Origin of the sequence: Bradyrhizobium huanghuaihaiense (assembly GCF_007830635.1) — a bacterium.
GTDB lineage: Bacteria > Pseudomonadota > Alphaproteobacteria > Rhizobiales > Xanthobacteraceae > Bradyrhizobium > Bradyrhizobium huanghuaihaiense.
Genome location: NZ_VLLA01000004.1, coordinates 347,588 through 361,900 on the forward strand (window position 1 = coordinate 347,588; position 14,313 = coordinate 361,900).

The following is a 14,313-nucleotide window of genomic DNA, read 5'->3' on the forward strand; positions in this document are numbered from 1 at the left end:
ACGGAAAGATGGGGAACGAGATCTTCGTGAAGCCTGCATCGACCACATCAGCGGCAGCGGGAGCGTCTATCCGCATCAGCCGCCTGGAGAAGCGCTTCGGCCCGGTTTTCGCCGTCGACGGCGTGAATCTCGATATCGCCGCCGGCGAGTTCATCGCTTTGCTCGGACCATCCGGCTCCGGCAAGACCACCATCCTGATGAGCGTTGCCGGCTTCGAGTTTCCGACCAGCGGGACCATCCAGGTGGATTCCGAAGACCTTACCTACGTGCCCTCGAACAGGCGCAACCTGGGGATGGTCTTCCAGAACTACACGCTGTTCCCGCATATGACGATTCTCGACAACGTCGCCTTTCCCCTGAAGATGCGTGGGCTGCCGAAGGCCGAGCGTCATGCGCGCGCCGAGGCCGCGCTCGCGACGGTGCGTCTGGGCGGTTACGGAAGCCGCCGTCCCAACGAGCTCTCAGGTGGCCAGCAGCAGCGTGTGGCTCTGGCGCGCGCGATTGTCTATCAGCCGCGCGTTCTGCTGATGGACGAGCCGCTCAGCGCACTCGACAAGAATCTGCGTGAGGACATGCAGCTCGAGATCAAGCGTCTGCATGCCGAGCTCGGCATTACCGTCATCTTCGTCACTCACGACCAGAGTGAGGCCCTGACCATGGCGGATCGGATCGCCGTGCTGAAGGACGGCAAGATCCAGCAGATCGGGCCGGCACGCGAGCTCTACGAAAGACCCGCCAATCTCTTCACCGCCGGATTCGTCGGCGAGATGAATTTCGTCGACGTCACCGTCGAAAGCGTCGGCGACCTCGTCTCGGTGAGGCTGCCATGGGGGGAGACGTGGCAACTGCCGCCGACCGCAGCGGTCGATGCGGCGACAGTCGGGGAAGCGGCGGTGATGGCCGTGAGGCCCGAGCGGCTACGGCTCGGCACCGGTGCTGCGGGTCAGGTCGTCAAGGTCACACTGAGCGACATCGTCTATGCGGGGGCAGCCATGCTCTTGATCGGCCGCCTGCCGGATGGCACCGAGCTCCGCGCGCGGATCCCCGGTGCCTCGCAGCTCGACGCGCTGGCTCCCGGCGACGTTGCCACTTTCACCGTTCCCGGAGAGGCGATCCTGCTTTACCGAGGAACTCGGCGATGACGAAGGCGGTGCGATCGCGGTTCTGGCATTCCGATGGCCGCAGGCTGAGCGGCCTGTCGACACTGCTGTTGCTGCTGCCGTTCTTCGCCGTCATCGCCTTCGTCTTCATCTATCCGATCGCGCAGCTCCTCGTGATCAGCTTCATCGAGCCGCATCCGACCCTGGACAACTATGCCCGCGTCATCGACAACCCGGTTCATGCGCGCGTCCTGATGCGCACGCTCTGGACCGCCGCGCTGGTGACAGCCCTGTCCGTGGTTCTCGGCTTTCCAGTGGCCTACTATATGAGCCGGGCGAGGGGCGCGCTCGCCGCCTTTGTCGCGGTCTGCGTGATCCTGCCGCTCTGGTCCAGCGTATTGGTGCGCACCGCTGCCTGGTCTTTCCTGTTCCAGCGCAACGGACTGATCAACTCGGCGCTGATGGCCCTCGGCCTGACCTCGGAGCCGTTCAAGCTGCTCTATACCCAGAGTGCGGTGGTCATCGCCATGACCCACGTGCTGCTGCCGTTCATGATCCTGCCGATCTACGGCGCCTTGCGCAGCATTCCGAACGATTATGCGCGGGCGGCTGCCGTGCTCGGCGCGTCGCGCCTGCGCACCTTTCTCGAAGTCATCCTTCCATTGAGCCTGCCTGGCGTCGTTTCAGGCTCGCTGCTGGTGTTTCTCACCGCGCTCGGATTTTTCATCACGCCCGCACTTCTCGGCTCGCCGCAGGAGATGATGATCTCGACCCTCGTGTCAAAGCAGATCCGCGAGGTCCTGGACTGGCCCTTCGCCGCCGCACTGGTGGGGGTGCTGACGGCCTTCGTGACGTTGCTGGCGATCGTGTTCAGCAAGACGTTGCGTTTCGACCGGCTGATGGGGGGCGCCTCGTGAAACCGCCGACCGATCGAGGGTCCCTCGTACTGGGCGCCTATGTCTATGCAGTCCTGGCGTTCATCATCGTGCCGCTGGTCATCGTCATTCCAATGTCGTTCAGCCAGAACGACTACCTGGCTTTCCCGCCGACGGGTTTCACCCTGAAATGGTACGCCGAGTATTTCGACAGCAGGCAATGGCGCGCGGCCACCTGGCTCAGCGTGCAGGTGGCGTTTCTGACTGCAATCTGCGCTTCACTGATCGGAACCGCGGCTACCTACGCCATGGTGCGAGGTCGCAGTCGGCTCGTGACCATGTTCCAGATACTCTTGATCGGGCCGATCATCGTGCCGCACATCGCGCTCGCCGTCGGTCTCTATCTGTTTTTCCAGACGATCGGTCTCTCCGGAACCGTTGCCGGCTTCGTGCTCGCACATACGGTCCTGACACTGCCGTTCGTCGTGTTCACGATGGCGGCGGCGCTGGGCAAGGTCGACGCCAATCTCGAAGCGGCGGCAATGAGCTGTGGTGCGACGCGGTTTCAGGCCTTTCGTTTCGTGACGCTGCCGCTGGTCCTGCCGAGTCTCGCGAGCGGTGCACTGTTTGCCTTCATCATCTCCTTCGACGAACCCGTCGTGTCGTTCTTCCTGTCCGGCATACGCCAGAAGACGCTGCCGCGCCGGATGTTCGAGGACATCGAGCAGAACCTGACGCCGGTCATTCCCGCGATCGCGACGCTGCTTATCGTCCTGTCCATCGCGATCTTGCTCGGGGGCCATGCCCTCAGGTCGCGAAGCAAGACCCAGTCAAGCGCCGGGTGAAAGCCCCAAGAGGAGAACGTCGATGTCGAAGAAGACCTGGAAGCGAACCTCAGCACTTCTTGCTCTGATCTCCACCCTTTCCGTAACATTGCCGGCTGCCGCTCAAAAGCTCGAAGACCAGCTCGTGATTGCCACGACGGGTGGCCTGATGGGCAACACGCTGGCGAAGTACTTCTACGAGCCCTTCAACAAGGCGAAGAACGTCGAGGTCGTCCCGGTCGCGATCGAGGTCCCCGACCAGTGGGCGCGTGCCAAGGCGATGCAGCGAACCGGCAAGATCGAGTTCGATATCGTCACGGCCACCGGTCCAGACCTGGTCGGGCGCGCCGACATGCTCGAGAAGATCGATTGTGCGAAGCTGCCGAGCGTCCAGAAGTTCGGTGTCTCCGATGCTTGCCAACCCTATGGCGTCGCCCGCACCACCGGCGGCATGCTGATCACCTACAATACGGATGCGTTCAAGGACAAGGCGCCGAAGACATGGGCCGACTTCTGGGACGTCAAGCAATTCCCCGGGCCGCGCGGCCTGCCCGACACCGGCGACAGCGATTGGTGGGTTCCCGCGGCCGCGCTGCTCGCTGACGGCGTCAAGCCGGAGCAGCTCTTCCCGCTCGATCTCGATCGCGCCTACAAGAAATTGAACGAGATTCGTCCGAATGTCTCGGTCTGGTGGAAGACGGGCGATCAGGTGCAGCAGATCATGCGCAGCCGTGAAGTGGTCATGGCCATGAGCTATTCGGGTCGTGCGCTCGCCGTCGTGAAGGAAGGGGCGCCGGTCGCCATGTCCTGGGATCAGGCCATTCGCGATACCGGCTACATGGCCGTTCTCAAGGGCGCCCCTGATCTCAACGCCGCCATGGCCTATCTCGATTATTTCTACGCGAACTCCGACGCCCACGTGCCGTTCATGCGCGCGGTCAACTACGCAACCGCCAGCAAATCGGCCATCGAATTGATGAAGCCGGAAGAGCGCAATCTCTACGCTACCTCGGCGGAGAACTACGCCAAGCTGGTCAAGCCCGACTTCGCCTGGATCGGCGAGCGCCGCAACGAGCTGCGCGAGCGCTGGATGGCCTGGCTGACCCGATAGTCGGCACAGCGAGCCCATCGGCCTTGCGGCCAGCACGACGAGGATGACCATGGATCACACCAGTGACCCCAATGCACTGCGCTACGTCATCGATCCGGGCAGGCTCGATCTCGTGGAGGAGTTCCGCGCGAGCCCGCTCGGTGTGCACAGTCCGGAGCTGCGCAAGCTACTGGCACGGATGCGGTGGGGCCGGCCGGAGGGGCGGCTCGTCCTCATCGTGCTCGAGCCCGGCAAGGCGTGGCGGTTGTCGCGTATTCCCGCGCGGCGGGGCGACCCGATGCCCTTTGTCGACGATCGGATCTTTACGTCGCTCGCCGAAGCCGAGTGGCATGTCTTCAAGCTCCGCTGGAAGGAAATGACCGGCGTGACGCTGCCTGCGGAGGTTTCGGGTGATCTATAAGACGAATGAATATCTCGGCTATCCGAACCGCATCAGCGTTCCGGCCGGCGAGAGCGTCTCCTTTCAGCTGAGCAGCAAGCGGCCCAAGGTGAAGATCGAGGTGCTCAGGCTGCGCTGCGGCGATGTTGATGCCAATGGTCCGGGCTTCAAGCGCGAGGTGATGGCGAGCAATATCGACGGCGAGCATGCCTGTCGCGATCAACCGATCCGTCCGGGGTCCAACGCGATCATCGAGCATGACGGGGTACTGGTTCCTGCCGGCCATCACTGGTGCTTCGGAGCCTACGTCCATCCGACGCGCATCGCCGACAACGCCAAGGCCGTCATGGGAAATTGGTGCGAGGCCTCAGCGCGCGGTTATGCGCTCGAGCTCGACGAGCAGGGACGTCCAGTTCTGGTGCTCGGCCAGTCGACCGGTGTGGCGGCCCGCTTCACTCTCGACGTGAAGCTGCGTCAGCGCGTCTGGGCGTTCGTATCGTGCGCGCTCGACCTCGCGCAGCGATCGGCGACATTGTCGGTCGTCGTTCCTGCGGACGGCGTTCGGCCGGTCGTCGCGCGTTCGAAATCGTTCGTTCTGCCGCAAGCGCTTGCGCTCGACTCCGGACTGCCGTTCCTGATCGCAGCCCATCATCGGAACGACGAGCGGCAATACACCTCTCATTTCGACGGCAAGATCGAGGCGCCGCGGATTTTCGCCCGTCCGCTGGACGCGGAGGCGCTGCGCACATTCGACTGCCAGCCGCGGACCGGCGCGACGCATGCTGGTCTCGTCGCCTTCTGGGACTTCTCGGAGGGAATCTCGAGCCTGTCCGTCAAGGACCTCTCGCCGAACTGCCTGCATGGCAGCCTCCGCCAGTTACCTCGCAGGGGCGTCACCGGCTTTCACTGGTCGGGCAGCGTTCATGACTGGCGGCTCTCGCCGCGCGAATATGCCGCGATCCACTTCCACAGCGACGACATCTACGATTGCGGGTGGCAGACGACATGCACCCTCGATGTGCCAGCCGGGTGGCGCTCCGGCGTCTATGCACTTCGCCTGACGCCGGCTGGCGATGCTCCAGAGGTGGACTGCGAAAGCTACGTGACCTTCTTCGTGACGCCCGGCAGGACGTCCAGGCGTGCCGATCTCGTGATCGTCGCGTCGGTCGCGACCTATCTGGCATACGCCAACAGCGCGCTGCGTCTCTATCAGGTCCATTTCGAAACCCTGATGGAGCATGTTCTGTGGTTGCCGCAGGACGACGTCTTCATGCAGGAGAACCCGGAGATCGGTCAGTCGACCTACGACTGTCATGTCGACGGCTCGGGGCGCGCCTATAGCTCCTGGCTGCGGCCTATCCTCAATATGCGGCCGCGCGGCTACTGGTTCAATCTGATCAACGACACCCACATCCTCGACTGGCTCGAGGAGAAGGGGATCGACTACGATCTGATCACGGATGTCGAACTCGACCGCGAAGGCGCGCGGGCCCTTGCACCCTATCGGGTGATGATGACGCCGACCCATCCGGAATATTTCAGCTTCAACATGATGAACGCGATCATGGCGTATCAGAACGCTGGCGGGCGGCACATCTCGATGGGCGGTAACGCATTTTATTGGCGCTGCGGCTTTCATCCGGCTGCGTCCGCGGCGCTGGAGGTTCGACGCGGCATGGCCGGGACGCGGACCTAGGAGTCTGAGCCGGGTGAAGTTCACCTTGCTGGCACCGGCGAGCCTGGCTCGCTGTGGCGGCACTCGGGCTTTGCGCCGCAGAAGCTCGTCGGCGTCGGCTTCTCGGCGATGATCAACGACACATGCGGCTACTATCTGCGCACGGTCGAGAGTGAGGACGCGCGCGCCGCCTTCATCTTCGAGGGTGTTGCCCGCGACGGCAAGCTCGGCGACTTCGGCTTTCGCTACAATGGTGCGGTCGGCAGCGAGATCGACCGCTACGATCTCGAACTGGGAACGCCGCCGCACGCGTTGCGGATCGCGACCTCCGAGGGCCTCGGCGCTGGCGCGTTGCCGACGCCGGAAGAGTTTCGCACCGTGGTCGACGGACTGGACGGTACCCAGAACGCCCTGGTCCGTGCCGACATGGTATTCTTCGAGACCGCCAATGGCGGGGCGGTGTTCGCGACCGGTTCGATCACCTTCGGCATGTCGCTGGGCCACAACAACTACGACAACAACATCAGCGCAATCACCCTGAACGTCGTGAACCGGTTCCGTGATCCGGCGCCGTTCGTCATCCCCGCCCAGGACTAGCGCGCGGATACGGCCTCGAGCAGAGGGGAATCCCATGACTGACAAACGCCATTTCCAGGCTCCGGAATTGGGAGCCGTCAACGTCGCGCCTCGCAAGGTGCGCCCGATGCATGCGGACGAGCATTGGGCCAGCCAGCCCTGGTACGAGGCGCCGCGCGAAGACCCTGACGTGCCGGAGGTCTACACCTATACCGATGCGATGTCGTACGACCCGGGAGAGGAGGTTGCATTCCACTCCAGCGCGACGGCGAAGACCTGGCGGCTGCAGATCTATCGCGATGGCCTCGCCCCCGAGATGGTGCACGAGGTCGAAGCATTGGATGGTGCGTTCGCGCCCACGCCGCCGGACGCCTACCGCTATGGCTGCAACTGGCCGGTCTCGCACCGGTGGAAGCTGCCGTCCGATCTACGCTCCGGATTTCATCGCGTGATCTCGTCCTGCGAACGGGCGAATGGCGGCCGCTTCGTCCAGCATCACTTCTTCGTCGTGCGCCCGACGGAAGCAACGAGGCGCGCGAAGATCCTGATGATCCTGCCCACGGGCACCTGGACCGCCTACAACGATTTCGGCGGCGCCAATCACTATTTCGGTGTCGAAGGTCCGAACCGCGATGAGCCGTCGCCGGTGTTGTCACTCGAGCGGCCGTGGACCCGTGGCATGGTCTGGCTGCCTGCCGGCGCGCCGCGTATCTGCGCCGATCCTGCGCCCGAGATGGGAGATGCGCCACGCTATCCGATGAAGGAGTGGGCTTTCGCCAACGGGTTTGGCCAGTACTACGCGGCCTCGGGCTGGGCCCAGTACGACCGCCATTTCGTGCTGTGGGCGGAGAAGGAAGGCTATGCCCTCGATGTGATCACCCAGACCGATCTCCACTACCGGCCCGAACTGCTCGATGCCTACCCTTGCGTGACCATCATCGGTCATGACGAGTACTGGACATGGGAGATGCGCGAGGCGATCGAGCGCCATGTCGAGGGCGGCGGGCGGCTTGCGCGTTTCGGTGCCAACTTCCTGTGGCAGATACGGCTCGAAGAAAACGGCAAGCGGCAGATCTGTCACAAGTTCAAGGCGATCCACAAGGACCCGATCGTCGGCACCGGCCAGGCGCATCTCATGACGTCGGCCTGGGAAGACCGCAACGTGCGTTGGCCCGGCGCCTCGACGGTGGGCGTGAACGGAGCCCACGGCCTCTATGCGTCCTGGGGAGGCTTTGCGCCGAACGGCCAGAGGGGTTTTACGGTCTACCGCCCCGAGCATTGGGTCTTCGCCGGCACCGGGCTGCATTACGCGGACATCTTCGGCGACAAGCAGCACATCTTTGCCTATGAGGTCGACGGGCTCGACTACACTTTCCGCAACGGGCTTCCGTTCCCCGTTCCCGCCGCCGGGCAACCCGAGACCATCCAGATCCTGGCCATGGCGCCTGCCGTCCTCGCCGAGGACGAGCCGGAAGGCGAAGGCTTTCGCTACTATGTGCGCAGCAGCGATCACGAAGGCCTGGTGGAATGCATCACCGGTGAGATCACGCCGGAGGGATTGGCCCGCTACAAATACGGCTCGGGCATGATGGTGCACATGACCCGCGGCAAGGGCGAGGTTCTGACCGCCGCGACCTGCGAATGGGTGATGGGGCTGAAGCGCGGCGACCCGTTCACGCAGAAGATCACCCGCAACATTCTCGACCGGTTCACGTCGTCGACGCACGAGGCGAAGGCATGATCGGGCAGGCCACGCGCGATCCGGACCTTGCGGAACTGGCGCGCCGGATGCCGCTGGTCGTGACGGCCGAGAACCACTCCATCATCGGCGGACTGGGAAGCGCCGTCGCCGAACTGCCGCCGTGAAGGCGGCGCGCGAAAGGAAGCGTAGCTGAGATCAATCCTCTCCCGGCGTCATGTTGCGCGTGCCGCCATGTTTTTCCAGGAGACGCACGAGATTCTGGCCGCCCTCCATCATGTCGGCCTGAATCGCTTCCCGCACCTTGTCGGGACGGCGTTGTCGCAAATAGTTGAGCACGGACAAGTGCTGATGCTCGTTCGGATAGATCGGCGGCGCATGGGGGTAGTGGAAATTCAACAACGGACCGTTGCGCATCCAGATGTCGTCGAGAATGGCGAGCACCTCCGGAAGGCCCGATCCGTCGTACAGGCCGCGGTGGAATTGCCAGTTGGCACGAACCGCGTCGGACCACCGGTGCTCTTTTTCAGCGCTGATCAGCTCGTGATGGATCGCCTCCATCTTGTCGATGCCGGCTTCGGAAATGCGCGTCGTGGCGTGTTCCGCGGCGAGGCCTTCGAGAAACAGCCGGACGGTCCTGAGCTCGATATACTGCTTGGCCGTCATGTGGGCGACCATGATCGAGCGCCCCGCCTGCATTTCGAGAGCGCGCCCGCGCACGAGCTGCATCAGGGCCTCGCGAATTGGCGTCTCCGAGACGTTCATGGTTGCCGCGAGGTCGCGGATCTTGAAGCGGTGGCCCGGCCAGAACCGGCCCTCCATCAGCGCCTGGCGCAGATTGTTGTAGACGAGGCTCGTCAGGCTATCGCGCGCGACGGGGCCAACGCCGCTCTCGCCGGGCTTCTGTTCGACGTCGCTCATTTCGGTCCCTCAAGGCGCGGCCGGCGCAGGCCGACCCGCCAACCACTCGAATCCACTTTATATATAATATAGGCCGCCGGGCCCAAACTATCCGCCGATGTGCTGATCGACGCGAAAGCGCCCCGCGCTCCGTCCTTAAGACGTCCTTTGCACACACCGAGATGACCGCCGCTTGCAATATGCCGCGCAATATATGATATATCATCTCGAAAGCCGAGGAGAGGCCGTCATGCCGGAACTGAGCCGAACACGGGACGCAGCGCTGCGCGAACGCGCGAACAAGGTCGTACCAAGCGGGATGTGGGGCCATCTCCATGCGGCCAAGCTGCCGGACGCCTATCCGCAATTCTTCCGCCGGGGCGAGGGCGGGGTGCTCTGGGACGTCGACGGCAACCGCTATGTCGACTTCATGTGTAGCTGGGGCCCCAATCTGCTCGGCCATCACCATCCCGAAGTGGAGGAAGCCGCCGAGCGCCAGCGACGTGACGGCGACTGCCTGAACGGCCCGGCCGAAGTCATGGTCGAGTTGGCCGAGCTCGTGGTGGATATGGTCGGCCATGCCGATTGGACCCAGTTCCAGAAGAACGGCACCGATGCGACGACCACGTGCGTCACCATCGCGAGGGCCGCGACGGGCCGACGAAAGATCCTCGTCGCCAAGGGGGCTTATCATGGGGCTGTGCCGTGGTGCTCACCCTCGCTGCTCGGTGTGGCCGCGGAGGATCGCGCGCATCTCGTCTATTTCACTTTCAATGACGTCGAGAGTCTCGAGGCTGCGGCAAAGACCGCTGGTGATGATCTCGCCGGCATCCTGGTCTCGGCGTTCCGGCACGACTTTGGGTTCGACCAGCAGCTTCCGACCGCAGAGTTCGCGCGCGCGGCGCGCCGCATCTGTGACGGCAGGGGCGCGGCGCTGATCATCGATGAGGTCCGCGCAGGCTTCCGCCTGAATGCCGCGGGCAGCTGGGAAGGGTTGGGTGTCCGCCCCGACCTGTCCGCCTGGAGCAAGGCAATCGCGAATGGCTACGCCTTGGCGGCTGTCACCGGAGCCAATCGGCTCCGCGACGCCGCGTCCCAGGTCTTTGTCACCGGATCATTCTGGGCCGGCGCCGTCGCGATGGCAGCCGCCGTGGCGACATTGAAGGTCGTGCGCAGGGACGATGTGCCGGCGCGGTTGGCGCGCCTCGGGCAATTACTCCGTGAGGGCCTCGAAACGCGTTCGCGTCAGTTCGGCCTGTCAATTCGTCAATCAGGCCCTGTTCAAATGCCCACTCTTCTGTTCGACGACGATCCGGATTGCCGGAAGGGCTTTGCCTTTTGTAACGCGATGCTTGCGCGGGGCGTGTACTTCCATCCCAAGCACAATATGTTTCTCTGCGCCGCCCATAGCGAAGCGGACATCGCCGCGGCACTCGACGCGGCAGAACACGGCTTTTCCGTCGTTGCAGCACTTTGACGCGCGTCGCGCCCGGCTCCAGGTTGAGCCGTCCGTCGATGCAGGGGCAACAGCTCTTCGTGTGTCGTGCACGAACGGTCGTTCTGGCGGACCATCGAGCCGCGCGAAGTGCCCAAGCCAGGCTCCTCTCCGTATAGCCAGGCAAAATCTGAAAATGAATACTGATGACGGTTACGCCAAACCCCACGGCGCTGACATCGATGGGCCGGTCGTCTAGGCAGGCCCTATCCATGGATGGCAGGTCGCGCCTGGATTCCTTTGGACAGTTCCGCCCTCAGAGTTCGGGAGGATCACGCATTGCCGGGAAATTCAGTTCGACGGTCGTCCCGCCACCTGGCGTCTCTTGCACCCGAATGCCGCCGTTATGGGTGGTCATGACTTGAGAGACGATCGAGAGACCAAGTCCCATGCCTTGCGCTGCTGTATTGCCGCGTTTGAATGGTTCAAACGAAGCGTCGGGCTTGAACAATCCGAGGCCGGGGCCGTGATCGATGACGCAAATGCGCGCGGGTTCACTCACTTCGATGAGGATGGGCCGATCAGATTCCGCGTGATGTATGGCATTTCGGATCAGATTCGAAAGCGCGATTGCAACTGCGGTCTCGGAGCCTAAGGCCGAAACAGGATGTCCAGGTTCTGTGAATACGATGCTGCTGCCGTTCTTCAAGGCCATCGGCACATGTTCAGCTGCGATTCGTCGCGTGAGCGCGACAAGGTCGACTTTGGTCAACTCGGCTGGCTCCATGGAAATGCGTGCGAGTTGGAGCAACATCGTGACAATCGCCGACAACTTTTCGTTTTCTGCAACGACCCTGGCGCGGAGTGCGGCGTCCGGGATTTGTTCGAGCGCGGTACGTGCATTGGTGAGCGGTGTTCGAAGCTCGTGGGCGGCATTCGACAAGAAATTCCGTTGCAGCTTCGATGCGTTGTCGATGCGCGCGAGCGCGCGATTGAACGCCAGAACCAGTGGCAACAATTCCGTCGGCGCGTTCTCCTCGGGCAGGCGGCGACCATCGGGTACGCCATCGATGGTTTCCGCCGCCGCCGCAACCGCGCGGACTGGACGAGCGATCAGCGCCGGAACGAAGACGAGGGCCGCCAGCGCGGTTGTCATCAGCAGGAGAAGGATTGGAAGCACGACGATCGTCGCCTCGGTGAGGGTCCCAAGCACGAGTTGTCTGGCGGTGTAAGCCACGCCGCCCGTTTCAATCCAGATCTCTCCGACAGGCGTATTTCTCGAGGCGGTGATCCTCTTGAGCTTTCTCGTGTCGCCATCAATCGCAAATGCAAGAAAACTCGTTCCGTTGCGTTGCGATTCGGATTTTCGCGGTCGCCATATGGGTACCGGTCCGGCGGATACTTCCGATGTCTGGTCGGATACGACATACCAGAACGACGGGAATTCGCTAATGATCTCCTGCAGCTTCGGCGTTTGCGTGATGATCAATTGCCCCTGGTCGTTTCGTGCTGCAGCTGCGGCCAAAGTGTTGGCCACGTTGGCGGCGGCCCACGTGCCATCGTCGTCGCCACCCAAGCGGATCAACAAAGCCGCGGCACATACCAACATGATGGTCGTCACAACGCCGATCAACGTTGCTGCCGTCAACGTGATCGAGCGAAAAATGCGGCTTAAGCCGAACCAATTCGCGCCGCTATTCGTCATTCAACACATAGCCAAGGCCACGGATCGGCCGAATCGTCACATTGCACCTGGCTTCACGAAGACGCCGGCGCAGGCGAGAGACATGAGCTTCGATTGCGTTGGATTGAATCTCGTCTTCGAAGCCGTAGGCAGCGAGCTCCAGGGTCGAGCGCTCAACAACCCAGCCGACGCGGCGCACCATGGCCTCCAGAATTGCCAGCTCACGCCTTGGTACCATGATGGGCTTCCGATCGACGCATACCGCACGGTTGACGATGTCGTAGCTCATATTGGCGATTGTAACGATCGCGCCCTTGTCCAGGAGCAGACGACGAAGGACGGCTCTCGCACGCGCGATCAGCTTGACCGGCGAGAAAGGCTTGGACATGTAATCGTCCGCCCCCTCGTCGAGTGCGCGGGCGACCTTGGCCGGCTCATCGAGTGCCGTGAGGACCAACGTCGCAGGGCTTGGCTGCTGACGCCTCAAGTCCGTCAGAAGACCGAGTCCGTCGCCGTCGGGAAGGCCACGGTCGATGACGACGAGGTCAAAGGGCCGAACAGCCACGGCTGCTCGCGCCTCATCCAGCGTTCTCACGATGTCGGATGAACCGAACACATCGGCAAGGACATCACATAGCCAGGGTCCCAGCTTTGGGTCGTCCTCAACTACCAAAACCCGCATTGAATCCGCCCCCGATGCCCAACGGTGCGGTCCAACCATTACCGATACATTATCGTAACATTACGCGGCTTCCGCCGAGGCGCGCGATTTGACTCCATTCTAAACGGTGCGGTGTCGATGCTCGCTCACGCACAGCAGAGGACAACCGCTGAGCCGACACCATCGCAATCTTAGGGAAGAAGTCCCTCGATGGTCGGGAAGTATTCCCGCCCCTCGAGCGTTCGAACGTCGTTGTTGAACGACAAATCGCGGACTGCTTGGACAGCGCCTCCGTATCGCAAGTGCGTCAGAGGTGCGCCTCTACCTGCTCGTCAGACATGGCGCCCAGCGTACTCTCCAGCAAAAGGTTCAGGTTCATTCACAATCTAGGCGAACGCCGCGCCCCATCAGGCCAGCGCCCAAACTGCCGACGGCATGGCGAAATGGGACGCCACGTCTGCTGCTTCGACGCAGGTTTACCATTCGCGACCCTGACCGCGTAGAAGAGCGCGCGTCGGCGGGTCGGTTCGAGCGATCGACGCGATGGCGTAAGAAGACGGCGGGCCGCAAGGAGATCGCGCAATGCAATGGAAGAACACGAAGCAGGAATTCGGCGCTTTGGCCAAATTCCTGCATTGGACTGTCGCCGCCGCTTTCATCGGTGCTTATGTCGTCGTCTACTACGTCATCTGGTTTTTGGACGACAGCTCGCCGGACTCATTGCCGGTGCTCAACATCCATTGGGTGCTCGGGATATTCGTCGGTGTCTTGGTTGTCCCGCGTCTGTACTGGCGGCTGCTGAACGTACAGCCGGAGGAGGCGCAGACTTCGCAGCTCGAGAAGCGAATTGCGCAGGCGGCGCATTGGGGGCTTTACGGACTGATGATCCTGATGCCACTCACCGGCTATATCGGCACGGATGCCGATACCGATTTTGGGCTGTTCAAGGTACCGAATTTTCGTGAAACGGCGCTGTTCGCCTGGATCGAGGTCACCTGCGGGATCGGCTGGGAAGCGTTCGAGCCGCCTGTCGACGCCATTCATCATCTCGTCGGAAAATGGATCGCCTGGCCTGTCGTCGGCCTGCACATTGCTGCGGCCCTGTTTCATCACCTGGTTCGCCGTGACAAGATTCTCGTCCGCATGCTGCCGTACTCGTCAACCGCAGGGCACAGCTAGCCAGGGATCGCCGTCGCTCGTCCGACGCAGCGCGCTTCATAAGTCGAGCGGCCGACTATTCAATTTGATGCCGAGCATCTGGCGCATTTTGTCGCATCCAGTTTGACTGCGTTCGTGGCGAGCCCGCTGACTCGAGTCGTAGATGATCGAGAGATTCTAAGTCGTGGCGCACGCATTTGAGTTGCGGTCGCGATGGCGTCTTTTTAAGGAAGCGA

Annotated in this window: 12 protein-coding genes and 1 pseudogene; 10 read left to right on the plus strand and 3 right to left on the minus strand. The window is 62.6% G+C overall.

Annotated features, from left to right (window positions below; translation table 11 throughout):
- Positions 1 to 8: 8 nt before the first annotated feature.
- The 8 genes and pseudogenes from IQ16_RS12180 to IQ16_RS47270 all read left to right on the plus strand — a co-directional run bounded on the left by IQ16_RS12180 (position 9) and on the right by IQ16_RS47270 (position 8,406).
- Complete coding sequence (locus IQ16_RS12180; RefSeq protein WP_018641448.1) at positions 9 to 1,142, plus strand: ABC transporter ATP-binding protein; 1,134 nt, start codon at positions 9 to 11, stop codon at positions 1,140 to 1,142.
- A complete protein-coding gene (locus IQ16_RS12185; RefSeq protein ID WP_018641446.1) occupies positions 1,139 to 2,017 on the plus strand; it encodes an ABC transporter permease in 879 nt (292 codons plus the stop codon). The genes IQ16_RS12180 and IQ16_RS12185 overlap by 4 nt, the downstream gene beginning before the upstream one ends.
- The gene (locus IQ16_RS12190; RefSeq protein ID WP_018641444.1) at positions 2,014 to 2,820 is read left to right on the plus strand and encodes an ABC transporter permease; all 807 of its coding nucleotides are present in this window, start codon (positions 2,014 to 2,016) and stop codon (positions 2,818 to 2,820) included. Before IQ16_RS12185 ends, IQ16_RS12190 begins: the two co-directional genes overlap by 4 nt.
- A gap of 22 nt (positions 2,821 to 2,842) precedes the next feature.
- A complete protein-coding gene (locus IQ16_RS12195) occupies positions 2,843 to 3,910 on the plus strand; it encodes an extracellular solute-binding protein (protein WP_026311755.1) in 1,068 nt (355 codons plus the stop codon).
- 49 nt (positions 3,911 to 3,959) lie between these two features.
- Complete coding sequence (locus IQ16_RS12200; protein WP_063710342.1) at positions 3,960 to 4,310, plus strand: N,N-dimethylformamidase alpha subunit family protein; 351 nt, start codon at positions 3,960 to 3,962, stop codon at positions 4,308 to 4,310.
- Positions 4,311 to 4,635: 325 nt separating this feature from the next.
- Positions 4,636 to 6,561 (plus strand): annotated as a pseudogene (locus IQ16_RS47490) (N,N-dimethylformamidase beta subunit family domain-containing protein).
- 34 nt (positions 6,562 to 6,595) lie between these two features.
- Positions 6,596 to 8,281 (plus strand): N,N-dimethylformamidase beta subunit family domain-containing protein, encoded by a 1,686-nt coding sequence (locus IQ16_RS12210; RefSeq protein WP_026311754.1) that lies wholly within the window; start codon positions 6,596 to 6,598, stop codon positions 8,279 to 8,281.
- Positions 8,278 to 8,406, plus strand: a complete 129-nt coding sequence (locus IQ16_RS47270; RefSeq protein ID WP_018641436.1) for a hypothetical protein — start codon at positions 8,278 to 8,280, stop codon at positions 8,404 to 8,406. Before IQ16_RS12210 ends, IQ16_RS47270 begins: the two co-directional genes overlap by 4 nt.
- A 31-nt stretch (positions 8,407 to 8,437) precedes the next feature.
- On the opposite strand, the gene IQ16_RS12215 is transcribed toward IQ16_RS47270, so the two are convergent.
- The gene (locus IQ16_RS12215) at positions 8,438 to 9,160 is read right to left on the minus strand and encodes a GntR family transcriptional regulator (RefSeq protein ID WP_018641435.1); all 723 of its coding nucleotides are present in this window, start codon (positions 9,158 to 9,160) and stop codon (positions 8,438 to 8,440) included.
- A gap of 229 nt (positions 9,161 to 9,389) precedes the next feature.
- On the opposite strand from IQ16_RS12215, the gene IQ16_RS12220 reads away from it, so the two are divergent.
- A complete protein-coding gene (locus IQ16_RS12220; protein WP_018641434.1) occupies positions 9,390 to 10,616 on the plus strand; it encodes an aminotransferase class III-fold pyridoxal phosphate-dependent enzyme in 1,227 nt (408 codons plus the stop codon).
- 274 nt (positions 10,617 to 10,890) lie between these two features.
- Here IQ16_RS12220 and IQ16_RS12225 read toward each other — a convergent pair whose 3' ends face one another.
- Both IQ16_RS12225 and IQ16_RS12230 read right to left on the minus strand, forming a co-directional pair.
- A complete protein-coding gene (locus tag IQ16_RS12225; protein ID WP_018641433.1) occupies positions 10,891 to 12,279 on the minus strand; it encodes a sensor histidine kinase in 1,389 nt (462 codons plus the stop codon).
- Entirely contained in the window at positions 12,269 to 12,940 is a 672-nt protein-coding gene (locus IQ16_RS12230) for a response regulator (RefSeq protein WP_018641432.1), read from the minus strand. Before IQ16_RS12230 ends, IQ16_RS12225 begins: the two co-directional genes overlap by 11 nt.
- 561 nt (positions 12,941 to 13,501) lie before the next feature.
- On the opposite strand from IQ16_RS12230, the gene IQ16_RS12235 reads away from it, so the two are divergent.
- The gene (locus IQ16_RS12235) at positions 13,502 to 14,098 is read left to right on the plus strand and encodes a cytochrome b (protein WP_018641431.1); all 597 of its coding nucleotides are present in this window, start codon (positions 13,502 to 13,504) and stop codon (positions 14,096 to 14,098) included.
- Positions 14,099 to 14,313 lie beyond the last annotated feature (215 nt).